This window comes from Martelella lutilitoris (genome assembly GCF_005924265.1).
Lineage (GTDB): Bacteria > Pseudomonadota > Alphaproteobacteria > Rhizobiales > Rhizobiaceae > Martelella > Martelella lutilitoris.
On record NZ_VCLB01000010.1, the window covers coordinates 129,321 to 154,159 of the forward strand.

Genomic DNA, 24,839 nt, shown 5'->3' on the forward strand with positions numbered 1-24,839 from the left:
CCGCCCCCAAGACCGGCCCATCCCGTCCGCCAACCACAGCAACCGCCGGACATTCCGGCGAATAGCGCAGGAGTAGTCCCATGCCGGCCATCAGCACGACCGAACTTGACCAGCTTGTTGCCCGGACGAAGGCAGCGCAGCAGAAGTTTGCGACCTACACGCAAGAGCAGGTCGACTTCATTTTCCGTTCCGCCGCCCTTGCCGCGGCAGATGCCCGTATTCCCCTTGCCCGTATGGCGCATGAGGAGACCGGAATGGGCGTCATGGAAGACAAGGTGGTCAAGAACCACTTCGCCTCGGAATACATCTACAACAAATACAAGGACGACAAGACCTGCGGCATCCTCTCGGAGGAACCGGAATACGGCATCTTCACGGTTGCCGAGCCTGTCGGCCTGATTTGCGCCATCGTCCCCACCACCAACCCGACCTCGACCGCCATCTTCAAGGCGCTGATCAGCCTGAAGACCCGCAACGGGGTCATCTTCTCGCCGCATCCGCGCGCCAAGCGCTCGACCTGCGAGGCTGCTCGCGTGGTGCTTGAAGCCGCCGTCAAGGCCGGCGCGCCGAAGGACATCATCGGCTGGATCGATGAACCCTCGGTCGAGCTTTCGAACGCGCTGATGCACCATGAGGATATCAACCTGATCCTCGCCACCGGCGGTCCCGGCATGGTGAAGGCCGCCTATTCGTCGGGCAAGCCGGCGATCGGCGTCGGCGCCGGCAACACGCCTGCCGTGATCGACGAATATGCCGATATCAAGCGTGCCGTTGCCTCGATCCTGATGTCGAAGACCTTCGACAACGGCGTCATCTGCGCCTCGGAACAGTCGGTGATTGCCGTCGACAAGGTTTATGACAAGGTGCGCGAGCGCTTCATCAGCCATGGCGGTTATGTTCTGTCGGGCAATGAGGCCGGCGCCGTCCGCGACATCATCATGAACAAGAAGGGTACGCTGAATGCCGAGATCGTCGGCCAGTCGGCCGTCAAGATCGCGGCCATGGCCGGCATCGAGGTGCCGCCGCGCACCAAGGTTCTGATTGCCGAGGTCGAGAGCACGGGCGAGGAAGAAGTCTTTGCCCACGAAAAGCTGTCGCCGACGCTTGCCATGTACAAGGCGAAGAATTTCGATCACGCCAGCCGTATCGCGTCGGAACTGGTGGCGCTTGGCGGTATCGGCCACACCTCGGTGCTCTACACCGACCAGGACCTGCAGCCCGAACGCGTCACCGCCTTCGGCGAAAAGATGAAGACGGCTCGCGTCCTGATCAACACGCCGGCCTCGCAGGGCGGTATCGGCGACCTTTACAACTTCCGTCTGGCGCCGTCGCTGACGCTTGGTTGCGGTTCGTGGGGCGGCAACTCGATCTCGGAAAACGTTGGGCCGCAGCACCTCATCAATAAGAAGACCGTGGCCAAGAGGGCAGAAAACATGCTGTGGCACAAGCTTCCCCCGTCGATCTATTTCCGTCGCGGTTCGCTTCCCTTCGCTCTGGAAGAACTGAAGGGCCACAAGCGTTGCCTGATCGTGACTGACCGTTTCCTGTTCGAAAACGGTTATGTCAACGACACGGTCCGCGTGCTGAAGGGCCTCGGCATGGAGGTCGAAACCTTCTTCGACGTTCAGGCTGACCCGACGCTCGCCGTTGTCCGCAAGGGCTGGGAACTGGCCCGTTCGTTCGAGCCGGATATCATCCTGGCGCAGGGTGGCGGTTCGCCGATGGATGCGGCCAAGATCATGTGGGTGATGTACGAGCATCCGGAAGTCGAGTTTGCCGATCTGGCGCTGCGCTTCATGGATATCCGCAAGCGCATCTATCACTTCCCCAAGCTCGGCATCAAAGCCAAGTTCGTTGCCGTACCGACCACCTCGGGTACTGGCTCGGAAGTCACTCCGTTTGCCGTCGTCACCGACGAGAAGACCGGCGTGAAGTACCCGATCGCCGACTACGAACTGACGCCGACCATGGCCATTGTCGACGCCGACCTCGTCATGAACATGCCGAAGTCGCTGACGGCCCATGGCGGGATCGACGCGGTGACCCATGCGCTCGAAGCCTATGTCTCGATCATGGCGAACGAGTATTCGGACGGTCAGGCGCTTCAGGCCCTGAAGCTTCTGAAGGAATATCTGCCTTCGGCCTACAAGAACGGCGCTGCCGATCCCAAGGCCCGCGAGCAGGTTCACAACGCCGCAACGATTGCCGGCATGGCCTTTGCCAACGCCTTCCTCGGTGTTTGCCACTCGATGGCGCACAAGATCGGCGCGCAGTTCCATCTGCCGCACGGCCTGTCGAACGCCCTGCTTCTGGCCAATGTGGTTCGCTACAACGCGGTCGACAATCCGACCAAGCAGGCCACCTTCAGCCAGTATGACCGGCCGAAGGCGCTGTGCCGCTATGCCGAAATCGCCCGCCATCTCGAACTTGGCGGAAAGACGGACGAACAGTCGGTCGAAAACCTGGTCAAGTGGATCGAAAGCCTCAACAAGGCCTGCGATATCCCCGAATCGATCCAGGCGGCCGGCGTCGGCGAAGCCGACTTCCTCGACCATCTCGACGAGGTTGCCGAAAAGGCCTTCGATGACCAGTGCACCGGCGCCAACCCGCGCTACCCACTGATTTCGGAAATCCGCCAGGTCCTGCTCGACACCTATTATGGCCGCGCCTACGAAGAAGGCGTCGTCAACGAGCCGGCAGCAGCCGAAGACAAGGGTTCGGTCGTGCCGCTCAGCGCCCGCAAGTAGTTGCAGGCATTGAACAGCATGAAAGAAAACGCCGCCTCCGGGCGGCGTTTTACGTTTCGTGCTATCCCGCGCGCTGCGGCCTCAGATAGGAGGTCGGGTTGCCATAGGCGGGTGCGATGCGGGTGATCGCGTGGTCGAGGTTTTCGCGGGCAACCCGCATGGTTGCGCCATTGGCATGGATGAGGACCTTGGCATCTTCCATGATGCCGACATGGCCTTTCCAGAAGACGAGGTCGCCGCGTTTCAGCGCCCGGCGCGTCACCGGCTCGCCCTCCATCAACTCCTGCATGTCGGAATCGCGCGGCACGGCGATCCCTGCCATCATCATCGCCATCTGTATCAGCGCCGAGCAGTCGAGGCCGAAGCCCGATCGTCCGCCCCACAGATAGGGCGTCTCCAGAAAGCGCAGCGCCGTCTTGACCGGATCGCGCTCAAAGGGGCGGCCGAGCGGAAAGCAGTGATCGGCGAAAACCGCCGTGCCGTCCGAGCAGAGATAATAGCGGCTGCCGCGCGTCTCCGCCTCGTCGACAAAGGTCAGCCGACAGCCCATGGAGAGCGCGCAGACCGGCCCGGCCTTGAGTTCGGCCTCGGGATAAAGGAAGGTCCGGGGTACCGAGATGACATGGGAGGCCTGGCGCTCGCCTTCGGCCACCATCGCCTCCGGCAGGTAGCCGACATAGCCGTCGAAGCGCGACTGCACCCAGGCCCAGCCGGATCTGCGTTCGAAGATGTCGACGGTTTCGCCAAAAAGAAGCTGGCTGTCGATGAAAGCGGCTTCCGACGGCTTTGGCCGCAAGGGCGCGACGGGAGCGATGATCTGGGCTGGCGTCGGTACGGCGAAGCGATCAGCATGGACGATGCCGGAAAGCCGGGCGTCGGCGAGATCGGGCCGGAAGGCATGCAGCCTTCGATCGAGTTCCATCACCATCAGCTCGTCCGGATCGTTTCGAAGAGGGCGCGGATCGCCTGCGCCTCGCCGCCGGCGGGGCCGAAATCGCGATCGGTCGGGGCGTGGCCATAGATGTCAAAATGCGCCCACGTTCGCGCCCGCCCGACAAAGCGCTTCAGGAAGAGCGCCGCGGTTATCGCCCCGGCCATGCCGCCGGCCGGCGCGTTGGTCAGGTCGGCGATCGCGGTTTTCAGCCTGGCGTCATAGCCGGCAAAGAGCGGCATGCGCCAGAGCGGATCGGAGAGCGTCTCGCCGCTCTTTTGAAGCTTGTCGGCAAAGGCGTCGCTGTCGGTGAAGAATGGCGCGATGTCCGGGCCGAGCGCCACGCGGGCAGCCCCCGTCAGCGTCGCCATGTCGATCAGAAGGTCGGGAAGTTCCTCGTCCGCATAGGTCAGCGCATCGGCAAGGATGAGCCGTCCTTCGGCATCAGTGTTGTCGATCTGTACGGTGAGCCCCTTGCGGGAGCGGTAGATGTCGCCCGGGCGGAAGGCATTGCCGGCAATGGAATTCTCGACGCTCGGGACGATGACGCGCAGGTCGACGTCGAGGCCGGCATCCATGATCATCAGCGCCAGCCCCATCACATTGGCGGCCCCGCCCATGTCCTTTTTCATCAGGCCCATGCCGGCCGCCGACTTGATGTCGAGGCCGCCGGTATCGAAGCAGACGCCCTTGCCAACCAGTGTGATGCTCCTCGCGCCCTTGCGGCCCCAGCGCAACTCCATCAGGCGCGGCGCCTTTTCACCCGCCCGGCCGACCGCATGGATCAGCGGAAAGCCGGCCTTCAGCAGGTCGTCGCCGCGGATGGCGCTGAATTCCGCGCCATAATGGCGGGCCAGGCTCTCGAAGGCCTGTTCCAGATGGTCCGGCTGCATGTCGTTTGCAGGCGTGTTGATCAGGTCTCGGGCGAGGAAGATCGCGGCAACCGTTCGTTCGATCGCGGCCCTGTCGCAGTCCTCCGGCACGGCGAGGCGAACCTTCCCGGCCGTGGAAGGCTTGAGGTAACGCTCGAACCGGTAGCAGCCTGCAGCAAAGCCGATCAGTGCCTGGCACGGATCGCCCTCAAAGCCCGCAAGCTGCCAGTCACCGGGCGGCAGAAGCCTGGAAAGGCGACCAGTGGCGAAGGGAGAGGCTTCTCGGCCGAGGCCGAAGAGCGCGCCGGAAACACTGCCATCGTCGCCGGGAACCAGCAAAAGTTCGCCCTCGCGGGCGGAAAACCCGGCCGCGCGGCCAAACCGATGGATATTGTCCGGGAGGATGTCCGGCCTTTCGAGATCAGCAGGCGTCACCGCGAAGAGCGGTTTTGTCTCTGAACCGGCTGGGCAAAAGGGCGAAGGGTGTTCGAAAAACTGGAAACTGGGCATTTGTGTTCGCTTGTCAGTGTTGCCCCGCCTACTTTCGCGGGAAAAAACTTTCTGTAAAGTGTCTGAAAGCCTCGGGATTGATTCCTTACGCTGATCGGGGCGCTGAGAACAGACGGAGATTGCCTTAAAATGACCAATCCGACCGGGCTTTCGAGAAAGGCGGCGCTGGCGCTCGTTGCGGCGGCCATCATTGTTTCAGGTTGCGCCAGCGTGCGCAGGCCGATGACCACGGCACAATACATGTCCGCCGAGGAGATTGCCGGCCTCTCGCCCTCGCAGCGCCAGATGGCGAGCTATCGGCTTGAAACGGCATATCTTTCCAGGCCCGGAAATGTCAAATCGGGTATCGCCTGGTCTGAGTATCTGAAGGCCGAGGGGCGCTACAGCGAGGCCAACCAGGTGATGCGCGAGGTCGCCGCGCGCAATCCCGATTCCGGCGATGCATTGCTTCACTATGCCGAAACGCAGGCTGCGCTTGGCTACTATCCCGATGCGCTGCGCACGATCCGCAATGCGGAAGCCGCTTCACCGCGTGACTGGCGGACCTTCTCGCAGGAGGGGTTGATTCTCGACCAGATGGGCAAGCCGGTTGAAGCGCGCATGCGCTACCGCCAGGCGCTCACATTGTCGCCCAAGAACCCCGAAGTCCTGTCCAACATGGCGGTCTCCTATGTGCTGACCCATGATCTGGCGACGGCGGAGAATTATCTGCGCGAGGCAATCGCCCAGCGCGATGCCAGCCCGGAAGTCCGGGTCAACCTGGCGCTGGTGCTTGCGCTTCAGGGCAAGCAGCAGGAAGCCGAGCGGGTGGCAACGACCGGCGTCTCGGCTGAAGAGGCCCAGGCCAACCTCGCGGCGCTACAGGCCGCTACCGCACCCGGCGGCGCCTGGGAACGATACGCCGTGGGCGCGGGCGGACAACAGTCGTCCATGTGATCACGGCGTGACGCGCGCGGAATATTTCTTGGTCAGGCGGCTACATCTGACGTCCGCTAAAATGCGTCAAAACATACAGATAAATCGTTTCGTCGTTTCGATGAAAGGCGAAAACGATCTGGTCTCAGGACACAGTGCGCAGGATGAGGCCTGCCAGCGCATAGACGCCGGCAAGGCTTGCCGCAAAGAAGGCGAGGCTGCCGACAATCGTCAGCCACAGGGCCCAGTTTGTGCCCTTTCCGCGCGCGTGCTTTGAAAGATAGATGATCCTGGCATCGTCCGCGTCCCGGCTGGCCATCGCGCGCAGGCGGTGTGCGAAGACGAACTCCGGCTCCTCGAACGCATCGGCCGTCGCTGTTGTCACTGCGGAATTCCGGCGGCTGGAGATGTATCGTCTCACTGCCTTGCTCCCTTGTATGTCCCGTTTCCGCCCGAAGGGCGAAAACCTCCCAGCCAACAAGTATAGAGCAGTTCGTTCAAAAAACGATTATAAATTGCAATCTCAGGTGCAGAAAAACGGCGAAATCCACCGGAAAACGCAGAATTTCCAAGGTTGCGCTACCAAAAGTTGTTTCTATTGTTCCTCGCCGCCCGGCTTCGACTCATCCTCTGCAACAGGAATGGCGTAGGAGCCTGTCAGCCAACGGGAAAGGTCGATCTGTCGGCAACGGTCGCTGCAGAAGGGGTAGTTCTCGCGCGTCGAGGGGCGCCCGCATTCGGGGCACTTGCGGGGTTTTCTCAAAGGCTCAACGCGGGTGTCGCTGTCATTGCCCATCTTTGCTCCATTCTTGGCAAATGTCATAGCCGCGGCCGGAAAGTAGCGTCTGTGTTTCGTAGAGCGGCAGGCCGACCACGGCGGAGTAAGAGCCGATAAGGCGCGCGATGAAGGCGGCTGCGCGGCCCTGGACGGCATAGGCGCCCGCCTTGCCGTGCCATTCGCCGGACGCGAGATAAGCCTCGATCTCTTTCTTGGAGAGATGTTTGAAGGTAACGCGCGTCTCGACAACGCGCAGGCTTTCCTCAGCCTCCCCGGCAATCCTGACGCAAAGGCCGGTGAAAACCCGATGATTGCGACCGGAAAGGAGCGAAAGGCAGGACATGGCCTCGTCTTCGCTTGAAGCCTTGGGCAGGATGCGCCTGCCGACGGCGACCACCGTATCGGCGGCCAGAATGGCCGCGCCGCGCCAGGCCGCATCGTCGTCGAGCATCCCGGCCACCACGCCGGCCTTGCCGCAGGCAAGCCGTCCGGTCAGAAGCCGCGGCGTCTCTTTTGCCAGCGGGGTTTCGTCGATATCGGCGGGCAGGATGCGGTCGGGCTTAACGCCGATCTGGGCCAGAAGGTCCACACGGCGCGGCGAGGCCGATGCCAGGACAAGTTTTGTCTTTGCCACGGTCAAACCCGTTCCCGAACGCTTGAGAGAAGGCAAGCGCGTCTACTTGAAGCGATAGGTGATCCGGCCCTTGGTCAGGTCGTAAGGGGTCATTTCCACAAGCACCTTGTCGCCGGCGAGAACGCGGATACGGTTCTTGCGCATGCGGCCGGCGGTGTGGGCGATGATCTCGTGGTCGTTTTCAAGCTTCACCCGGAATGTCGCATTCGGCAGAAGCTCGACGACGACGCCCGGAAATTCCAGTACTTCTTCTTTAGCCATTTATGTCGTTTCTTTTCTTTCCTGCATCCGGGACCTGCCCGAACGCTTCAATCCCCGCCCGGCCGATTGCCGGCATGACAGACGGGGACACTGTTGCTTCAATGATCTGCAGCGTATCGGCTGCGCTTGAAATCAGACGCGCGGCGCTGCTGAATTGCGGCGAAACCTACACAATAGTTCAACGTTTGTGAACCATGTTTGCTCCCGCCGTCGTTTTTTGTTCACGCGAGGTCGAAGCCCCTCAGCGAGAGTGTCTCAGCCGCGCCAGTAGAGCACGCAGAACAGCGTGAACAGACGCCGCGCGGTATCGAAATCGAGCTCGATCTTGCCTTTGAGGCGGTCCTGAAGGGTCTGCGAGCCTTCATTGTGTATCCCGCGCCGGCCCATGTCGATCGCTTCGATCTTGCTCGGGCTCGCCGTCTTGATCGCCTCGTAATAGCTCTCGCAGATCATGAAATAGTCCTTCACGATCCGTCTGAACGGGGTCAGCGACAGGATGTGAGTCGCGACCTTTTCGCCGTTTTCGAGTGTGATGTCGAAGATCAACCGTTTCTCGATGATCGAGAGCGTCAGCTTGTAGGGTCCGCCGTCATGTCCGACCGGGTGGAAATAGTTCTCCTCGAGCAGGTCGAAGATGGCGACGGCGCGCTCATGCTCGACATCGGGCGAAGCGCGGCCGATGCTCTCGTCGAGAACAACGTCACTCAGCCTGTATTCGCCCGTCGTCATGTCTATTCCTTGCGATTGAGGCGGATGGCAACCGATCGTGCATGCGCGCCCAGACCCTCGCATTCTGCAAGCTCAATGGCCGCCGGCGCAAGCCTATTCAGCTGTTCGGGCCCCAGACGAAGGATGGATGTGCGTTTCATGAAATCGAGAACGCCGAGGCCCGAGGAAAACCGGGCCGAACGGGCGGTCGGCAGAACGTGGTTGGAGCCACCCACATAGTCGCCGATTGCCTCGGGCGTATAGTGCCCGGCAAAGATCGCGCCGGCATTGCGTACTTTCGGGATCAGCGCTTCGGGATCACCGACCGCAAGCTCCAGGTGTTCCGGCGCCACGCGGTTGGCGAGCGAAAGCGCGGTATCGAGATCAGAAACACAGATGATCGCGCCATAATCGCGCCAGCTTGCGCCGGCGATCTCGCCGCGCGGCAGGGTCTTCAACTGCCGCTCGACCGCCTGCTCGACAGCCTCGCCGAGCGCCTTGTCGGTGGTGATCAGGATCGACTGGGCGGCCGTGTCATGTTCGGCCTGGGCCAGAAGGTCGGCGGCGATCCAGTCCGGATTGTTGTCGCCGTCGGCGATCACCAGCACTTCCGAGGGGCCGGCGATCATGTCGATGCCGACCGTGCCGAAGACGGCGCGCTTGGCGGCCGCGACCCAGGCATTACCGGGGCCGACGATCTTGGAGACCGGGGCGATCGTTTCCGTACCGTAGGCGAGGGCGGCCACCGCCTGGGCACCGCCGATCCGGTAGATCTCGGTGATGCCGGCGATCTTCGCCGCGGCGAGGACCGCCGGATTGATCTTGCCCTTCATCGCCGGCACGACCATGACAACGCGTTCGACGCCGGCGACCTTGGCCGGCACGGCATTCATCAGCACCGAGCTCGGATAGCTCGCCGTGCCGCCTGGCACGTAGAGCCCGACCGCCTCGACGGCCGTCCAGCGATGGCCGAGCGTGACGCCGATCTCGTCCTCATAGGAATCATCCGGTGGGAGCTGGCGGGCATGGTGCTTGCGGATCCGCTCCTCGGCCAGCGTCAGCGCGTCGATGACCTTCGGGTCGACTGCGGCGATTGCGGCCTCCAGCTCTTTCGCGCCAACCTTCATCGGCGTTGCGGGATCGGAAAAGTCGACGCCGTCGAACCGCGCAGAATAGGCGGCAAGCGCGGCATCGCCGTTTGCCCGCACTTCGGCGAGAATTTCATCGACGGTATCGCCGACATCCTTGGAAACCTCGCGCTTCATCGACAAGAGCGCCGCAAAGGCGGTTTCAAAATCGTCGGCGGCTGTATCGAGCCAGATGGCCATGCTTGCCTCACTCAATCAGATAGGAATTCATTCCAGACAAAAAACAGACATTGTCTCAGCGCGGATGATGCGGCTTGCCGCGCGCTTCCCAGCTTGCCGAAAGATCGGCCAGCAGCACTTCGATGCATTCCACATCCGCAACGATCTCGCCGCCGCCCGAAAGGGTGATGACCAGAGAGCCTTCCGGCCCTTCGCCGGTTTTTTCGAATGTCATCGAAAGCAGGTTGGAGACTTCGTCCTCGGCCTTGCGGTCAAGCCCGATGCTGCGTACGGCGGTGACCCGCTTGAACACGAGCGCCGCGCGCCGCCGTTCCGGCTTCGTGAAGAAGCCGCGCTTCTTCTCCCAGACGAAACGGTTGCACAGAAGCTGAAACTGGCCCGCAACCCTGGAGAAGGTCACGTCCTTCGACAAAAACACGGCATCCTGGACATGCGCCGAGATGATGGCGAGGTCTTCTTCATCCAGCGCCATGAGTTTCAGCTGATCGGTGGACATGACAAATTTCCCGGCGGGTTCGAGGTTTTTTACCGAGATAAGGCGATAGAAGCCGTTGCGCAACCATTGGCCCGCCGGGAATGCCCGTGTCGACAGGAAAATGATGCCGCGAACGGCCTCAGTCGCTGATCCGATCGACGACCGCGCCGCAGCGCGTGAGCTTTTCTTCCAGCCGCTCGAAGCCGCGATCAAGGTGATAGACGCGCGACACGGTCGTCTCGCCCCTGGCCGCAAGGCCGGCGATGACAAGCGAGACCGAGGCGCGCAGGTCGGTCGCCATCACAGGCGCGCCGTGCAGCTCCTTCACGCCCCTGATGGTCGCCGTCTGGCCGGATAGCGAGATGTCGGCGCCAAGACGGGCAAGCTCCTGCACATGCATGAAGCGGTTCTCGAAGATCGTCTCGACGATGCGCGACGTGCCCTTGGCCCGCGTCATCAGGCCCATGAACTGCGCCTGCAAATCGGTCGGGAAGCCCGGATAGGGTTTGGTGGTGATATCGACCGGGCGTATATCGTCGCCATGGCCGATGACGTGGATGCCGGTTTCCGTCGGAGTGATCTCGGCGCCGGCGGCCCGGATCGCCTCGATGGCGGAGCTCAAAAGCGCGGCATCGGTGTTTTCCAGCGTGACCTCGCCGCCGGCCATGGCGACGGCCATGGCATAGGTTCCGGTCTCGATCCGGTCCGGAAGCACGGTGTGGCGTGCGCCGGAAAGCGAGGTGACACCGTCAATGGTGATTGTCGGCGTGCCGGCGCCTTCGATCCTCGCGCCCATCGCCTTCAGGCAATTGGCGAGATCGACAACTTCCGGCTCGCGCGCGGCGTTCTCCAGCACGGTCGTGCCATTGGCAAGCGTTGCCGCCATCATCAGCGTGTGGGTGGCGCCGACGGAGACCTTCGGGAATACATAATGGCGGCCGACGAGACCGCCCTTCGGCGCCTTGGCCTCGACATAGCCCTGCTCGATCTCGATTTCCGCGCCGAGCGCCTTCAACCCGTCGATGAAGAGGTCAACGGGGCGGGTGCCGATGGCGCAGCCGCCCGGCAGAGAGACCCGGGCAATGCCCTCGCGCGCCAGAAGCGGACCGATGACCCAGAAGGACGCGCGCATCTTGCGCACGAGGTCATAGGAGGCCGTGGTGTCGGTGATCGTCGGGCAGTTGAAATGGATGGTGCGCGCATAGCCGTCCTGCTGGCGCTCACGCCGACCATTGACGGAAATATCGACGCCGTGATTGCCGAGAATGCGCATCAAAAGCTCGACATCGGCCAGATGCGGCACGTTCTCGAGCGTCAGCGTGTCGCTGGTCAGAAGCGAGGCGATGATCAGGGGAAGCGCCGCATTCTTCGCGCCGGAAATGGGAATGACGCCCTTCAGGGGATTGCCGCCGACGACTCTGATTTGATCCATTCCACATTTTCCGGGAAAACCCGGCCTCTTCTTGAAAGCTTAGGCGCGTCTAAACGAAACGTCGGCCATGATCAATCGCAATGGTTGACAAGTCGTTGAACCGCTCCGGTCAAAGCAGCGAAAAATGGCATGTCTATGTTCCGGGACGCTAAAATACCGGCAGTCCAGCGGTCGCTGTTGTCAGCCCTCGTCCTTCTGACGGGAGGCGGGGAGGCCATCAGTCTCGTCGGCGGCGCCCTTGCGCCGTGCGCGCGACTGCTGTTTGCGCCGCATCAGGTTCTCGCGCAGTTTCTCGGCCGCGCGCTCCCGGCGCTGCGCCGCGGCGTCCGGTTTTTTCTTCTGTGGATCGGCATTGTCCATCTCGCCACCTTCTCGCAAAGCCTGGTTTCCGCCGAAATGCGGATAAGAGAAAAGAAATGTGTTTCCCGTCTTGCACTTGAAGCGGAGCTATGGCAATAGGCCGCTTGCCTGCACCAAACAGTGCCGGGCACGCTTCGCAAGGCCGAAGTCGGGCTGCTATAGCTCAGGGGTAGAGCACTCCCTTGGTAAGGGAGAGGCCGAGAGTTCAAATCTCTCTAGCAGCACCACTTATCTCACTGAAAAAAAACAGTTTTATCGGCACCCCATTCCCTGCTTCCCGGCAGGTAAAAGCAGAACAAACCATGATTTCCCGTCTAGATCCGGGGAAAATCCGGGAAGTTCGTTCTCGTGCCGTTCTGGTGCAGAAAAGCAAATCGCCGCCCCGATAGCCCTCGGAAGCGGCGACAATTGCATAGCAAAGCACACCAGTTTTGCTGATTCACAGTACCAGACTGCGAATCCCTACACAATCGAAAATGCCGCAAAGTGCGCGCCTGCCTTCATTTTTGGAGGGGTATAATGTCGCAAAGCTTTGCCCCTTCGGCTGCGCTCTTGCGCAGCACCCTTGTCGCGCGCCCATGGCACGGTGATGCTGAACTGGCACGCGCCTACGAGACCGGCCTTGCGCATACGCAGAAGGCCGACACCAAGCCTCGCCAGACCATCGCCAACAAGTATTCCCGGTTCATCCAGTACGCCCGAAAGAAGGTCATTTCGCCGGATCGTGCCGCCTCACGCGCCCGTAAGCGCTCTTGGGCTGGCGCAAGCAGGCTTCCGAAAGAACTGCGTTCGGAGTTCACGGAAGGCGAACGCGCGGCGCTCAGTGTCGTGGCGGAAGAGGTTCTGAAGCATGGCCGCTGTGACCTGCCCCTCGACAAGATCGCTGCCCTTGCCGGTGTATCCCGCACAACATGCCAGAACGCCTTCAGGAAGGCCAAGGGCGGCCCGTCGCCTTGCATCGCCGTGGAAGAGCGTCCCCAGCGCGGGCGCAAGAGCCTGACCAACATCATTCGCATTGTCTCGCAGGAATGGAAGCGTTGGCTGAAGAACCTTATAGGGTTCAAAAGGCTGAACCCCACGAAGAACAAAGATAATAAACCTACTCAGACTGCCCGTGCTGAAGGGCCTAGAAGGGCTTTTGAAGGGGAGAGGAGGCAAAGCCGGAGCGAAGCCGAAACGCCACCCACGGGGCAACGTCGGGCTGAAGGACGGGATTTAGCCGACAATGGCGCAAACCATGGCGAACCGCCCGCGAAAAGTCCGGGCCGGGGGGTGGTCTAGAACTTTTGGGCAAAATCGGGGACCGGCGCGGGGAGATTTGCGCGAGATTTTTCCTAATTAGGAAGAAAAATCATTACGGAACAAAAGGTTAGGCGGAAATTGCCTGTCCGAAGTTGTCCAATTCTCAAAAAATGAAAGCTGGGGCATATGCTAAATATGCTTCAGTTCTTCAAAAAATCCGGGCGCGTGCGCGCCGATCAGAAGTCGCTAGGCGATCCCACGGAAGCGGAATATTCGCTGTTTACCGGAGGCGCTTTGCCCGGCTCGACGGTCTCGCTTGCGGTGGCGTTGACAGTGCCAGCGGTTCAATCGGCCATCCGGCTTGTTTCCGAAGCCTGCGCCACGCTCGATATTATCGTTGAACGGCGCGATGGTGAGAACTGGAAGGCTGATCCCAATCACCCGATTGCGGCTTTGCTGGAAAGCGGGCCGAATGATTGGACCTCGACTTTCGAGTTGGTCCGCGATCTTGTCGCCACGGCGCTGACACATGATCGCGGCGGGGTAGCTTGGGTCAACCGGATTGACGGGGAAGCCCGCGAAATCATCCGTTACGAACCGGCTCACGCGACGGTCGATTTCTCGACCGATGGACGACAGGAACCCAGCTTCAAAATCAATAACCGCGCCGAAGATGCCCGCAATATCGTGCATCTTCGCGGGCCGTTCGGGCGGTCCTGTCTGGCCCTTGCCGCCGACGCCATCGGCGCGGCGAAGGACATGGAAAGCCACGCCGGAAAGCTCTTCAAGAACGGCGCGCGGCCTGCCGGTGTCATTGAAATGGTCAAGGGCATTGGCGACGACGGCCTGAAGAAGATGGCTGCCGCTTGGCGCAAGGCCCACGAAGGGCCGGACAATGCCGGGCGCACCGCCATTCTTTGGGATGGCGCGACCTTCCGCCCGATCACGCTGACCTCGACCGATGCGCAGTTTCTCGAAAACCGAAAATTCCAGATTGTCGAGATTGCGCGCGCTTTCCGCGTGCCGCCGTCGATGATCTACGACCTCGACCGGGCCACTTGGTCAAATTCCGAACAGATGGGCAAAGAGTTCCTGTCCTATACGCTGGAACCATGGCTGCGGGCGCTGGAAGGCGCGCTGCGGCGTTCGCTTTTTCTGCCGGAGGAACGCGGCCAGTACCGCATCCGCTTTGATCGCGATGACCTCACCCGCGCCGACCTGACAGACCGCGCGACCGCGATTAACGGTCTTATTGCTTCCCGCGTTCTCAATCCCAATGAGGGCCGCGCATGGCTCGACTTGCCGCCGCGCGAGGGCGGCGAGGAATACGCCAATCCGAACACTGGCAGCAATCAACCCGGCCTTGGCCACAATGGCGGGCCTGCGCTCGATGATCAGACAGAGGACCGCGCCAATGGACCTGAATGACGTGCTTTCCAACGTGGCCGATCAGGATAAGGGCCGGATGCTGGAGATAGCCGACCCGTGGACGGGAAAGCCAACCGGGATGCGGTTCTGGATGGCAGGCCCGGACAGCGATACGCAGCGCCGGGCGCGCATTGCGATGATGGACGAACTTGCCGAAGCCGCCGACGAACAGGGCAGGGTATCGGCTGAGGCCCGCGAAAAGGCCCGCCTGAATATGCTGGCCCGTTGCGTTCTGCGCTGGGAAATCACCGAAGACGGCAAGTCCGTCGCGATGACGCACAAGGCGATTGTCCGCGTCTTCCGCGCCGGAACATGGATACAGGCACAGGCCGACGCCTTTGCCGGTGACCGTGCCAATTTCCGACCGGAGGCGTGACCATGGATCGCCTGTTCTTCGAAACCAAACTGGCCGCGCTCGATAACGGTATGATCGAAGGGACGGCATGGGCCTTCGGCTCGCCGGATCGTGTCGGCGACGTGATCCGCAAAGGCGCGTTTTCCGAAGCCTCGCTGCCCCTGCCGATGCTGTTTGCGCACGACTTCAACGATCCTATCGGCTCATGGAGTGAAGCGACGGAAGACGAACAAGGCCTGAAGGTCAAGGGCGCGCTTCTGGTCGATGAAGTCGCGCGCGCCCGCGAGGTCTATGCGCTTGTCAAATCCGGGGCCGTCAAAGGGCTTTCGGTGGGCTTTGTTTCCCGCAAAGCCGTGCCGCGCCGTGGCGGCGGTCGCATGATCTCGCAACTCGAACTTCTCGAAATCTCTCTGGTCACGGTCGCGATGCATCCCGGTGCGCGCGTCACCAGCGCGAAATCCGCAATCAAGGCCCTGTCGCTGGCAGAGGCCCTTAACCGCGCCTCGGCGCAATTGAAGAGGTCAGCATGAAACATCTTTCGAAACAGGCGCTCGCCGGAGCCTCACTTGTGTTCAAGGGCGAGGAAAACGATCCCGACAACATCGTGACGAAGGCGATTGCCGATCTTACCGCGACCGTCGAAGAGCGTTTTCAGAAGATGGAGACCAAGGCCGACACCTCGAAACTTGAGGATCGCCTGAAGGCGCTTGAGACGAAGGCCAATCGCCCTGGCGGTGACGACGGCGAGATTGAACCGACCGAAGAGCGCAAGGCTTTTGCCGTTTATCTGATGCGCGGCGATGCACTGCCCGCCGAAGAGCGCAAGGCCCTTACGGTTTCATCCGATCCGTCCGGCGGCTATTTCGCGCCCGCCGAAATGTCGAGTGAGTTCATTCGCGATCTGGTTGAGTTCTCGCCCGTTCGCTCGGTCGCCTCGGTGCGCTCGACCGGCTCGCCGTCCGTGGTCTATCCCAAGCGCACAGGCATCACCAATGCCAAATGGAAGGGAGAGACCCAAAAGCAGGAAGAGTCCGGCGCGAGCTTTGGACAGGCCGAAGTAGCGGTTCACGAGATCAACACCTTTGTCGATATCTCGAACCAGCTTCTTGCCGACAGTGCCGGACAGGCAGAAGCGGAAGTTCGCGCCGCCCTTTCCGAAGACTTCGGCCAGAAAGAGGGCGTCGCCTTCGTCAACGGTTCCGGCGCGGGCATGCCCGAAGGTTTTATGACCAACCCGGACATTGCTTCTTTCGCCAACGGCCATGCGGCGAACCTCTCGCCAGATGCCCTGATCAAGCTTCTTTATTCGCTGCCCGCGACCTACCGCAATCGCGGCTCGTGGTCGATGAACGGCACGACGCTTGGCATTGTCCGTACGCTCAAAGACGGCAACGGAAACTATCTTTGGCAGCCGTCCTATCAGGCCGGACAGCCGGAAACGGTTTTGGGCCGTCCAGTCATTGAAATGGTCGATATGCCCGATCTTGCGGCCAATGCCTGCCCGGTGATGTACGGCGACTTTTCGGCCTACCGCGTGCTCGACCGGCAAGGGCTTTCCATTCTGGTCAATCCCTACCTTCTCGCCACGTCGGGCCTCACCCGCATCCACGCCACGCGCCGCGTCGGCGGTCGCGTGCTTCAGGCGGCACGCTTCAAAAAGCTCAAAATGGCAACCAACTAAGGAGCAATCCCTTGCGCGATCTTGCAAACAATATCGGCGTGGCGGCAGCGCTTGAACCCGCCGTTCTGGCAGCAACCACGAACGGCGCGGCCATCGACCTTATCGGCTTCGGCAGTGCCGTTCTCGTCCTCAATACCGGAGCGATTGCCGGAGCGGGCAATTTCACGGCCAAGCTTCAGGAAAGCGACGACGGCGAGAACTTCAACGATGTCGATCCCTATCACCTTGTCGGGGCCTTTCCCGACAAGCTTGCAGCGTCGGCCATCGTCAAAGTCGGCTATCGCGGCTTTCGCCGTCATGTGCGCATTGCCGTCACGAAGAACGGCGGAACGTCGATTGCGATCAGCGCCGTTGTCATCAAGGGCAGCGCTGCCCAGCGTCCGGTGATCTGACATGGCGCAGATCGACCCTCTCGCCGGTTATGCCATGGCGTCCTATGCGATGGGCGAGCACCACCTTGCCCTTGTGCCCAGCGATACCGAAGACCTGCCTGTTCGCCCGCGCGCGATCTATTGCGCCGAAGACGGCACGGCGGTCATCCGCGATGAAGACGGCGTTGATCTGGCCTATCCGATGACAGCCGGAACGGTGCTCGCCTTTCGCGGGGTTCGCCTCTTGGCGACCGGCACCACGGGCACCTTTTACGGATGGTGGTGAAGGCATGCCGACGAAATCGCCGCGTGTATGCGGCTATTGCGGCCTTACGCACCTGAGCGGCGAACAATGCAGTCTCGTTGCCGCGCGAAGCAAGGCCCGGAAGGCCCGATTTGACCGGAAACGGCCAAGCGCCCGGCAGCGGGGCTACACCCGCCAATGGGAAAGAGAAAGCAAAGCCTTCCTTGCTGACTATCCCGTTTGCGTCCGCTGCGGCGAGCCTTCCGAACTGGTCGATCACATCAAGGCCCACAAGGGCAATCAGCAGCTCTTTTGGGACCGCACCAACTGGCAACCCCTTTGCCACCATTGCCACAACAGCGCCAAGCAGTCCGAAGAGCGGCGCAAATCCTGAGAGGAAACCATGGGCCTTTATGCAACGGCAGGTGCCAAACTCTATATCGGCAGCACCAAGAACCAGAAGAACGACGATTTCGTCGAGGCCGATTTCGATGCGGAGAACTGGACGGAGATCGCCAACCTCGAAAACCTCGGTTCGCTTGGCGATACCGCCGAAGCCGTGAACTTCAATCCTATCGGATCGAAGCGCCAGAAGACGCTGAAGGGCACCCGATCAGCCGGGACGATGGAAGTTGTTTGCGGCATCGACAACGATGATGCGGGACAGGTGGCGGCCATTGCCGCCGAGAAGAGCGATCACGATTTTGCTTTCCGCCTCGTGCTCAACGACGCCCCGGCGACCGGCATCAAGCCGACCCCCTCCGAACGTATTTTCATCGCCAAGGTCATGAGCGCTTCGGAAGCCTTCGATGAAGCGAACAGCGTCATGAAGTTGAACATCTCTCTTGGCGTCAATTCCAATGTCGTACGCATTGCGGCCGCAACCGGAGACTGATTTTTCAACCACCGCGTAAATATTCGCTTACGCAGTTGATACTAGTCAAAGGAATCCCGTGATGTGCGCACAAAGAGACGCTGCAAAGACCAAGATCGAACGGCTCATTGACGCGATGAATCGTCTTTCTGCGGTTTTGGAAAGCTCGCTCACCCAAGGCCAGAAAAGCACGGCTGACAGTTGCCCAACCAAGAAGGACTGATGCGATGACAGTCGTGACGCTCGATCAGATGAAGGCGCATCTGAATGTGACTTATGGTCGCGACGACGATCTGATTTCGAAGAAGATCGCCGCTGCTCAGAACCATATCGAGCGACTTCTCGGGTACCGGCTCGAAGAGAGCTATGGCGGCGAGGGACAGGAGCCGGTTCCGCCCGTGCTTGCTGAAGCAGTGATGCAGCTTGCCGCCCATTGGTACGAAAACCGCGAAGCCGTCCTGATCGGCGTCACGGCGATGCCCATGCCTTTGGGCCTGCGCGAGATCATCCGCGAATACCGGGAATGGAGTTTCTGACATGGCTGACGACGGCGGCATTTCCCGACTGAAAAAGCGCCTTAACGCGATCCCGAAAGACGTGCGCGAAGCAGTTGCTCCCGATCTTCTCAAATCCGGCAACGAACTGGCGGCGACGATGAAACAGCTTGCGCCGGAAGACAGCGGCGACCTGAAGGACAGCATTGCCGTCACGGGACCGGGCGAACAGACCCCGGCTTATTCCCAGCCGGGCGGTTCAAAGACCCTGCCGGAAAACGCCGTTGCCGTGACAGTCGGCAATGAAGAGGTGCGCTATCCGCACCTTGTCGAATACGGCACGTCGAAGACTGAAGCCCAGCCGTATTTCTGGCCTTCGGTCCGGCTTCTCAAAAAGCGCATCACGAACCGCACAAAGCGCGCCGTTTCGAAAGCCGTGCGCAAACATTGGGGGAAGTGATGAGCGCTGAACTTGCCCTTCAAAAAGCAATCAGGGACCGACTGACCACAAGCGGATCGGTGACCGCGCTCGTGCCGGAGGAAAACATCCTCGACCGTAATCAGCGCCCAGCGCCCGACCCTTCAATCATCATTGGCGAAGGCCAGACCTTCGATAATGGCGGCATCGCTCGCAACCGCCTGAGCATCTTTACCAATCTCCATGTCTGGAAGCGCGATGAGGCGCTGACCGGCGTCAAGCTGATTGCATCCGTCATTCGAACGGCATGCGCCATTCGTCGCCTTGTGCTGGAGTCGGGTTATCACTGTGTCGATTGCCGGGTGGCATCAACGCATTTCGTGCGCGATCCCGATGGCGAATTTTGCCACGGCATTGTCACGCTTGAAGCCCTTGTCGAGGTCGCGCCATGAAAGCCGGACGCCTCGACCGTGAAATCAGACTTGAGCGCTATACCGAAACGCTGGACGAGTACGGTGCGCCGCGCTTCGCCTGGACCGAAATTGACACGGTTGCGGCGGAGCGGATTGAGGGCAGCACGACCGCGATGCTGAAGGACTTCGGCGCGAGCGACGAAACCGTCATCGTGTTTCGCCTGCGTTTTCTCGACGGGCTGACAAATGCCGACCGGCTCATTCATGACGGCCTGATCTTCAAAATCAACCAAATCAAGGAAATTGGACGCCGCAAGGGCCTCGAACTGCGCTGCATTTCGACCGGAAACGGGGTGACCGCATGAGCACGCGCGGGCGGAAGGCTGAACCCCGTGAACTGGATGACGCCCTGACGGTCGCGCCAGCCATGCCGGAGAGCCTGCCGGAAGATATGCGCGATGAATGGTCCGCGATTACTGACGATCTGGTCGAACGCCAGATTTTGAGCAAGGCCATGTTGGGCACGGTCGAAACCTACATTCTTGCTCGCTGGATGCAGCGCGAAGCGAAGAATGCAATCGCCCAGCACGGCGTTCTGATCGCGACGAAAGACGGCTTCTTCAAGCAAAACCCGGCGAGCACGGTTCTTGGACGCGCGCAACAGCAGATCACCCGCCTTTCGGCGGAACTTGGGCTGACACCCGCCTCACGGGCACGCGACGGCATGGGGCCGGGAAAGGACGAAGATGATGGGCAGTCATCGCTTTTCAACATCTGACACTTACCCGAACTGGATTTATGACGGTTCCGACATTCCCGACCCCTTCGGCTATGGAGAACGCGCTGTTCAGTTTTTGCGCGCGCTTCGGCACCCGAAATCTCGCCTTCCGGGCGGCGCTTTCGACCTGACGCCTTGGCAAGAAAGGATTGTCCGGCGCATCTATGGGCCTTGCCACGAAAACGGACGGCGCATCGTGCGCAATGTCGCGATGCTTCTGCCGCGCGGCAATCGCAAAACCTCTCTTGGCGCGGCGCTCGGGCTTCTGCATACGATGGGACCTGAAGCCGTACCGGGCGGCGAGGCGATTTTTGCCGCGTCCGACCGCAAGCAGGCCCGCATTGCCTATGACGAATCCATCGGCATTGTCCGGGCCATCCCGCACGTCGAAAAGCGCCTGCGCCTGATCGACTCGAAGAACCGCCTGACGGTCTCCAAAACAGCAGCCTTCCTTGAGGCGATTTCCGCCGATGCCGGAACCCAGCACGGACGCACGCCCCTGTTTGCGCTCGTGGACGAACTGCACGCATGGAAGAAACGCGATCTTTGGGACGTGGTGCGCACGGGCCTGACGAAGGTGCCGGGTTCGCTTCTTATGGTGATTTCCACTGCCGGGCGCGGGCAGGAAAACGTTGCCTATGATTTTTACGACTATGCCCGCAAGGTTGCGCGCGGCGAGGTCGATGATCCCGGCACCTTGCCGATCCTGTTTGAAACGCCGCGCGAGGCCGACTGGACAGACGAAAATGTCTGGTACGCGGCCAATCCCGGCCTTGAGGACGGCTTTCCCGATATCGAAGGGCTGCGCCAGATGGCGCGCGAGGCGAAAGAGCGCCCCGGCGAGCGCGAAGCCTTCCGCCAGCTTCATCTGAATGTCTGGCTCGACCATTCATCGGATCCGTTCGTGGACATGCTTGTCTACGATCAGGGCGCGTTCCCCGTCGAGATCGATGATCTTGAAGAGTATCCTTGCTGGCTTGGCGTTGACCTATCTTCCAACAATGACCTGACCGCGATTGTCGCCGCATGGCAGCAGAGCGACGGGTATATCGTCCATCCGTGGTTCTTCTGCCCGGAAGACAATTTGCGCGGTCGGGCGGATCGGGACGGTGTTCCCTATCCCGAATGGTCCGAAGCCGGGCACATAACGGCAACGCCGGGAAACGTGGTCGATTACCGCGTTGTCGAAGATCAGATCAGAGAGCTTTGCGCCCGCTTCAATGTGCAGGAAGTCGCATTCGATCCGCACATGGCCCGCAACATCATGAACAACCTGCAGGAAGACGGCTTTCCCGCCGTCGAGATGCGGCAGGGCTGGGTGACCATGGCCCCGGCGGTGAAAGAGCTTGAGCGCGCCATTTTGGGCCGACGGCTGATCCATGGCGGTCACCCGGTCCTGCGCTGGAACTTTGAAAACATCGTGGTTCACGTCGATGCGGCAGGCAACAAGGCCTTTCACAAGGGCAAGAGCAAAGACCGGATCGACGGCGCGGTTGCCTGTGCCATGGCTGTTGGCCGGGCAGCGGCAGGGGAAAGCACCATGTCGATTTACGACAGCGACACCTTCGAAGAAGAAATGGGGTGGTTCTGATGGCGAGCGACGAAGAGCGCCTGCTTGTTTTGGTCGAAGCGCGAATTCGCGACCTTGAAAAGAACATGGCGAAGGCCAGCCGGACGGCTGACAGGCACTATGACCGCATGCGCCGTTCGTCCCGGACGGCAACCCGGAACATGCAGCACGATATGAACCGCTCGACCACGGCGATGAACAAGGCGCTGGCAAGCACGACGGCGCAGATCGGCACATTCGGCAAAGCCTTTGCGGGCGGCATTATCGGCGGCCTGACAATCGGCGGGCTGACCGCCATTGTCTCGAAAGTTCGCGACGTTGCGGGCAGCGTTGCCGAAGTCGGCTATCAGGCGAAGATTGCCGGTGTCGATGTTCGCTCGTTTCAGGAACTGCAATTTGTTGCCGAGCGCAACCGTATCAGCGTCAGCGCCCTTACGGACGGGCTGAAGGAGATGAACCTTCGCGCCGATGAATTCATCTTCACGAAGGGCAAGAGCGGATCGGCAGCGGAAGCCTTCAGGCGGCTTGGCTATGATGCCGACACCTTGGCTCAAAAGCTGCAAAACCCGTCCGCGCTGTTTGCCGAGATTATCGGGCGGCTTCAGCAACTCGACAGTGCGGCGCAAATCCGCGTTGCCGATGAAATCTTCGGCGGCACGGGCGGCGAGGAATTCGTGAAACTGATCGATGAAGGCGAAGAGGGCATTCGCCGGATGATCGGGACCGCCAACGACCTTGGCGTGATCATGGACGAAGAGTTGATCGACAAGGCAGCGGAGCTTGATCGTCAATTCGGGATCGTCGCGGATACCGTCGAAACCGCGCTCAAGTCCGCCATCGTCAACGCGGCATCGGCCCTTGCCTCTTTCCTCGATACCTTCCGGGACTTTGAGAACCGGAGCACGAAGAACCTCGAAATCAAGCAGTCCGAATTGGCGCGGGAACGGGTCTCGCTGGAAAATCAAATCCTTGAGACCGAAAACAACCCGAACATGACCGATCAGTCGCGTCGGCGGACCCTGAACAACCTCAAACGGCAGCTTAACGAGAAGAACCGGCAGGATGCCGAAATCACGCAGGTTCTCAATGACCGGTTTTACCCGTCCGGGTACGATAGCGACACGACGGTTCTTCCTCCTGTCAATGTCACGACGTCCGGCAGCGGAAGCGGCGGCGGCGGTGGCGGCGGCGGCCGCTCTGCCGATCAGGACAGGCGGGCCGTGGAACGCCTGATACAGGCGCTGAAGGATGAACAGGCAACGCTTGGGATGGCGGAGCGCGACAAGGAAATCTTCAACAACCTTCGCCGTGCCGGAGCCGCTGCGACCAAAGATGAACAGGTCGCAATCACCGAACTGACCGGCGCGATTTACGATCAGAAAGAGGCCCAGCAACAAGCTTCGGAAACAGCCGATTTTTTCCGGCAGACCGCTTCTGATGCGTTCCTGGCCTTCATCCCGGTTATCGAAACCGGCAATGCCGCCCTCGACAACATGATCAACAAACTTGCTGAAGCCGCAGCGCAAGCCGCGCTCTTCGGGGATGGACCGCTGGCCGGACTGTTCGGCGGCGGCTTGCTGACAAGCCTGCTTCCCGCCCACGCGACGGGCACGAACTTTGCGCCCGGTGGCGTTTCTCTGGTCGGGGAGCGCGGGCCGGAACTGGTCAACCTTCCCCGCGGCTCGCAGGTCATCCCCAATCACCAGCTTGGCGGCATGCGGCAGGCGAGCGGCGGTGTGGTGAACAATATCCGCTTCGGCAACATCAATGTCAGTGTGCCGGAAGGAACAGACCCCACGGATGCGGCAGCGATCGGCAAGGCTGTTCGCCGGGAGCTTGAAGGGATCGTTGACAAGCGTTTGCAGGAAAATCGCCGCGCGCGCGGCATGCTGGCAGGAGGGCCGTTTTAATGGCCGACAAGTTCGAACCGCCCGTTATCCCTTCCATCGAAAGCGCCGTTTCGACTGAGGCCGTCACCTTGGAGTCGAATTTCGGAGACGGATATTCTCAACGCTCTGGAGCAGGGCTTAACGGCATCCGCCCGAAATGGCAGGCGGTTTGGTCGGCCCTGACAGTTTCTCAGGCCGATCAGATTGAGACCTTCTTTGTGTCCCGTCGCGGCTTCCATGCCTTCGAATGGCAATCTCCCCGCGACCGGGAACCTCAGCTTTACCGCTGTAAGAAGTGGGACCGTGGCTTTGTCAGTCATGGCGTGGACAGCCTGCGCGCTGAAATCGAGAAGGTGTTTGACCTATGAGCATGCTTCAGCAGCAGCTTTGCACCTTTCTTCGGCAGTCCTTGGAGGGCGGGCCGAAAGGGCCGTTCCCTGAAGCCGGTCAACTGATCTGGCAGTGGTTTGCGGATTTGAGCCGTAGCCGAACATGGCACATGGCCGGGCCGAACCCGATCAGCCATTCGGAAATCGAAGCCTATGCGCGCCTGTCCGGGTGGGTGATCCGCGCCGATCACGTCGGTATTATCGCGGCTATGGATCAGGTGTTTTTGGCTTGTAGTTCATCTGGTGCCAATGCTTCGGCCCGAAACAAAGGGATGCAACCGGCGCGCAGCACCCGGCCGATGACGGCCACACTCTTCGACGCGATATTCGAGTGAAGACAATGAAGAGATTGACGCATCCCTCCGAAATTGGGTTATTCCAGCTGAAGGAATGGCTTGCATTTAGGTTCAAATATACAGGGCGAGCGCGCGCGGGGTACGCCGGGGAAGAACCTAAGAGAAGGCTCGTTGAAAAGAAGCGAAAGAGGCTCCTGAGCCACGACAAGCGGAAAGCCGCCGTTGGCAGATTGGCAACGATCTTGGACGGCTACTATCTATCTAAGTTCCAGTATGAAGCGTCATGCCGCCATGGTGTTCGCTCTGCCTTGTGTCTTCAAGGCCATGGCTGGGCTGACGCGGATGCAGAGGCGGCTTTGCTTGTCGAAGAGGCCCTAAAAACACTTGGCGCAAAGCGGCCTCTGTGGGAGGAGGGCCAGAAGTACTACTCTGTCAGCAAGGACTAT

Annotated in this window: 32 protein-coding genes and 1 tRNA gene; 21 read left to right on the forward strand and 12 right to left on the reverse strand. The window is 60.8% G+C overall.

Translation table 11 applies throughout. The features are described 5' to 3' along the window. Window positions 1-80 precede the first annotated feature (80 nt). Window positions 81-2,747, forward strand: a complete 2,667-nt coding sequence (gene adhE, locus FF124_RS18020; protein ID WP_138749870.1) for a bifunctional acetaldehyde-CoA/alcohol dehydrogenase — start codon at window positions 81-83, stop codon at window positions 2,745-2,747. 61 nt (window positions 2,748-2,808) lie between these two features. On the opposite strand, the gene FF124_RS18025 is transcribed toward adhE, so the two are convergent. Next, complete coding sequence (locus FF124_RS18025) at window positions 2,809-3,669, reverse strand: C40 family peptidase (RefSeq protein ID WP_138749968.1); 861 nt, start codon at window positions 3,667-3,669, stop codon at window positions 2,809-2,811. A 5-nt stretch (window positions 3,670-3,674) separates the two neighbouring features. After that, complete coding sequence (locus FF124_RS18030) at window positions 3,675-5,060, reverse strand: leucyl aminopeptidase family protein (protein ID WP_138749871.1); 1,386 nt, start codon at window positions 5,058-5,060, stop codon at window positions 3,675-3,677. A 129-nt stretch (window positions 5,061-5,189) separates the two neighbouring features. On the opposite strand from FF124_RS18030, the gene FF124_RS18035 reads away from it, so the two are divergent. Further along, window positions 5,190-5,996 carry a tetratricopeptide repeat protein gene (locus FF124_RS18035; protein WP_138749872.1) on the forward strand — a complete coding sequence of 269 codons (807 nt, stop codon included), beginning with the start codon at window positions 5,190-5,192 and terminating at the stop codon, window positions 5,994-5,996. A gap of 124 nt (window positions 5,997-6,120) precedes the next feature. Here FF124_RS18035 and FF124_RS18040 read toward each other — a convergent pair whose 3' ends face one another. From FF124_RS18040 to FF124_RS18080, 9 genes are all read right to left on the reverse strand, one after another. Beyond that, window positions 6,121-6,360, reverse strand: coding sequence for a hypothetical protein (locus tag FF124_RS18040; RefSeq protein ID WP_138749873.1), 240 nt, complete (start codon window positions 6,358-6,360; stop codon window positions 6,121-6,123). Between the two features lie 210 nt (window positions 6,361-6,570). After that, window positions 6,571-6,771 (reverse strand): DNA gyrase inhibitor YacG, encoded by a 201-nt coding sequence (yacG, locus tag FF124_RS18045; RefSeq protein ID WP_138749874.1) that lies wholly within the window; start codon window positions 6,769-6,771, stop codon window positions 6,571-6,573. Further along, window positions 6,761-7,393: a Maf family nucleotide pyrophosphatase gene (locus FF124_RS18050; RefSeq protein ID WP_138749875.1), complete on the reverse strand. Its 633-nt coding sequence runs from the start codon at window positions 7,391-7,393 to the stop codon at window positions 6,761-6,763. The genes yacG and FF124_RS18050 overlap by 11 nt, the downstream gene beginning before the upstream one ends. A gap of 36 nt (window positions 7,394-7,429) precedes the next feature. Beyond that, the gene (gene infA / locus FF124_RS18055; RefSeq protein ID WP_024708546.1) at window positions 7,430-7,648 is read right to left on the reverse strand and encodes a translation initiation factor IF-1; all 219 of its coding nucleotides are present in this window, start codon (window positions 7,646-7,648) and stop codon (window positions 7,430-7,432) included. Between the two features lie 255 nt (window positions 7,649-7,903). Next, window positions 7,904-8,377, reverse strand: coding sequence for a UPF0262 family protein (locus tag FF124_RS18060; RefSeq protein ID WP_138749876.1), 474 nt, complete (start codon window positions 8,375-8,377; stop codon window positions 7,904-7,906). A 2-nt stretch (window positions 8,378-8,379) separates the two neighbouring features. Beyond that, entirely contained in the window at window positions 8,380-9,684 is a 1,305-nt protein-coding gene (hisD, locus tag FF124_RS18065) for a histidinol dehydrogenase (protein WP_138749877.1), read from the reverse strand. Window positions 9,685-9,739: 55 nt separating this feature from the next. Next, a complete protein-coding gene (locus FF124_RS18070; RefSeq protein WP_138749878.1) occupies window positions 9,740-10,180 on the reverse strand; it encodes a DUF2948 family protein in 441 nt (146 codons plus the stop codon). 118 nt (window positions 10,181-10,298) lie between these two features. Continuing rightward, entirely contained in the window at window positions 10,299-11,591 is a 1,293-nt protein-coding gene (murA, locus tag FF124_RS18075) for a UDP-N-acetylglucosamine 1-carboxyvinyltransferase (protein ID WP_138749879.1), read from the reverse strand. Window positions 11,592-11,771: 180 nt separating this feature from the next. Next, window positions 11,772-11,951, reverse strand: coding sequence for a hypothetical protein (locus tag FF124_RS18080; RefSeq protein WP_138749880.1), 180 nt, complete (start codon window positions 11,949-11,951; stop codon window positions 11,772-11,774). Between the two features lie 152 nt (window positions 11,952-12,103). On the opposite strand from FF124_RS18080, the gene FF124_RS18085 reads away from it, so the two are divergent. The 16 genes from FF124_RS18085 (at window position 12,104) to FF124_RS18160 (ending at window position 21,840) form a co-directional block, all read left to right on the forward strand. Next, window positions 12,104-12,178, forward strand: a tRNA-Thr gene (locus FF124_RS18085). A gap of 292 nt (window positions 12,179-12,470) precedes the next feature. After that, window positions 12,471-13,232 carry a hypothetical protein gene (locus FF124_RS18090; RefSeq protein ID WP_138749881.1) on the forward strand — a complete coding sequence of 254 codons (762 nt, stop codon included), beginning with the start codon at window positions 12,471-12,473 and terminating at the stop codon, window positions 13,230-13,232. A 147-nt stretch (window positions 13,233-13,379) separates the two neighbouring features. Beyond that, on the forward strand, window positions 13,380-14,621 hold the full coding sequence (locus FF124_RS18095; RefSeq protein WP_342777074.1) for a phage portal protein: 1,242 nt from the start codon (window positions 13,380-13,382) through the stop codon (window positions 14,619-14,621). After that, window positions 14,608-14,997 carry a hypothetical protein gene (locus tag FF124_RS18100; RefSeq protein ID WP_024708554.1) on the forward strand — a complete coding sequence of 130 codons (390 nt, stop codon included), beginning with the start codon at window positions 14,608-14,610 and terminating at the stop codon, window positions 14,995-14,997. The genes FF124_RS18095 and FF124_RS18100 overlap by 14 nt, the downstream gene beginning before the upstream one ends. 2 nt (window positions 14,998-14,999) lie before the next feature. Next, the gene (locus FF124_RS18105) at window positions 15,000-15,506 is read left to right on the forward strand and encodes an HK97 family phage prohead protease (protein WP_138749882.1); all 507 of its coding nucleotides are present in this window, start codon (window positions 15,000-15,002) and stop codon (window positions 15,504-15,506) included. Then, window positions 15,503-16,657 (forward strand): phage major capsid protein, encoded by a 1,155-nt coding sequence (locus FF124_RS18110; RefSeq protein WP_138749883.1) that lies wholly within the window; start codon window positions 15,503-15,505, stop codon window positions 16,655-16,657. The genes FF124_RS18105 and FF124_RS18110 overlap by 4 nt, the downstream gene beginning before the upstream one ends. Before the next feature lie 11 nt (window positions 16,658-16,668). Then, entirely contained in the window at window positions 16,669-17,049 is a 381-nt protein-coding gene (locus tag FF124_RS18115) for a hypothetical protein (protein WP_138749884.1), read from the forward strand. Window position 17,050: 1 nt separating this feature from the next. Then, window positions 17,051-17,314 (forward strand): spike base protein, RCAP_Rcc01079 family, encoded by a 264-nt coding sequence (locus FF124_RS18120; RefSeq protein WP_246072530.1) that lies wholly within the window; start codon window positions 17,051-17,053, stop codon window positions 17,312-17,314. A 4-nt stretch (window positions 17,315-17,318) separates the two neighbouring features. Further along, on the forward strand, window positions 17,319-17,666 hold the full coding sequence (locus FF124_RS18125; protein ID WP_187326997.1) for an HNH endonuclease signature motif containing protein: 348 nt from the start codon (window positions 17,319-17,321) through the stop codon (window positions 17,664-17,666). 9 nt (window positions 17,667-17,675) lie between these two features. Next, the gene (locus FF124_RS18130; protein ID WP_024708560.1) at window positions 17,676-18,167 is read left to right on the forward strand and encodes a hypothetical protein; all 492 of its coding nucleotides are present in this window, start codon (window positions 17,676-17,678) and stop codon (window positions 18,165-18,167) included. A 206-nt stretch (window positions 18,168-18,373) separates the two neighbouring features. Further along, the gene (locus FF124_RS18135) at window positions 18,374-18,682 is read left to right on the forward strand and encodes a head-tail connector protein (RefSeq protein ID WP_138749885.1); all 309 of its coding nucleotides are present in this window, start codon (window positions 18,374-18,376) and stop codon (window positions 18,680-18,682) included. A gap of 1 nt (window position 18,683) precedes the next feature. After that, the gene (locus tag FF124_RS18140; protein ID WP_024706305.1) at window positions 18,684-19,100 is read left to right on the forward strand and encodes an HK97-gp10 family putative phage morphogenesis protein; all 417 of its coding nucleotides are present in this window, start codon (window positions 18,684-18,686) and stop codon (window positions 19,098-19,100) included. Continuing rightward, on the forward strand, window positions 19,100-19,510 hold the full coding sequence (locus tag FF124_RS18145; protein WP_138749886.1) for a DUF3168 domain-containing protein: 411 nt from the start codon (window positions 19,100-19,102) through the stop codon (window positions 19,508-19,510). Before FF124_RS18140 ends, FF124_RS18145 begins: the two co-directional genes overlap by 1 nt. Continuing rightward, a complete protein-coding gene (locus FF124_RS18150) occupies window positions 19,507-19,836 on the forward strand; it encodes a head-tail adaptor protein (RefSeq protein ID WP_138749887.1) in 330 nt (109 codons plus the stop codon). The genes FF124_RS18145 and FF124_RS18150 overlap by 4 nt, the downstream gene beginning before the upstream one ends. Then, entirely contained in the window at window positions 19,833-20,249 is a 417-nt protein-coding gene (locus FF124_RS18155) for a phage terminase small subunit P27 family (RefSeq protein WP_138749888.1), read from the forward strand. Before FF124_RS18150 ends, FF124_RS18155 begins: the two co-directional genes overlap by 4 nt. Continuing rightward, on the forward strand, window positions 20,221-21,840 hold the full coding sequence (locus tag FF124_RS18160; protein ID WP_138749972.1) for a terminase large subunit: 1,620 nt from the start codon (window positions 20,221-20,223) through the stop codon (window positions 21,838-21,840). Before FF124_RS18155 ends, FF124_RS18160 begins: the two co-directional genes overlap by 29 nt. On the opposite strand, the gene FF124_RS18165 is transcribed toward FF124_RS18160, so the two are convergent. After that, window positions 21,798-22,610, reverse strand: coding sequence for a hypothetical protein (locus FF124_RS18165; protein ID WP_138749889.1), 813 nt, complete (start codon window positions 22,608-22,610; stop codon window positions 21,798-21,800). The two genes, FF124_RS18160 and FF124_RS18165, sit on opposite strands and share 43 nt — an antisense overlap. On the opposite strand from FF124_RS18165, the gene FF124_RS18170 reads away from it, so the two are divergent. Genes FF124_RS18170 through FF124_RS18180 form a run of 3 tightly spaced genes read left to right on the forward strand, consistent with a single transcriptional unit; the run spans window position 22,566 to window position 24,432 of the window. Beyond that, on the forward strand, window positions 22,566-23,729 hold the full coding sequence (locus tag FF124_RS18170; protein WP_138749890.1) for a hypothetical protein: 1,164 nt from the start codon (window positions 22,566-22,568) through the stop codon (window positions 23,727-23,729). The two genes, FF124_RS18165 and FF124_RS18170, sit on opposite strands and share 45 nt — an antisense overlap. Further along, window positions 23,729-24,076 (forward strand): phage tail protein, encoded by a 348-nt coding sequence (locus FF124_RS18175; RefSeq protein ID WP_138749891.1) that lies wholly within the window; start codon window positions 23,729-23,731, stop codon window positions 24,074-24,076. Before FF124_RS18170 ends, FF124_RS18175 begins: the two co-directional genes overlap by 1 nt. Further along, a complete protein-coding gene (locus FF124_RS18180; protein ID WP_138749892.1) occupies window positions 24,073-24,432 on the forward strand; it encodes a phage tail assembly chaperone in 360 nt (119 codons plus the stop codon). The genes FF124_RS18175 and FF124_RS18180 overlap by 4 nt, the downstream gene beginning before the upstream one ends. Window positions 24,433-24,839: the final 407 nt, after the last annotated feature.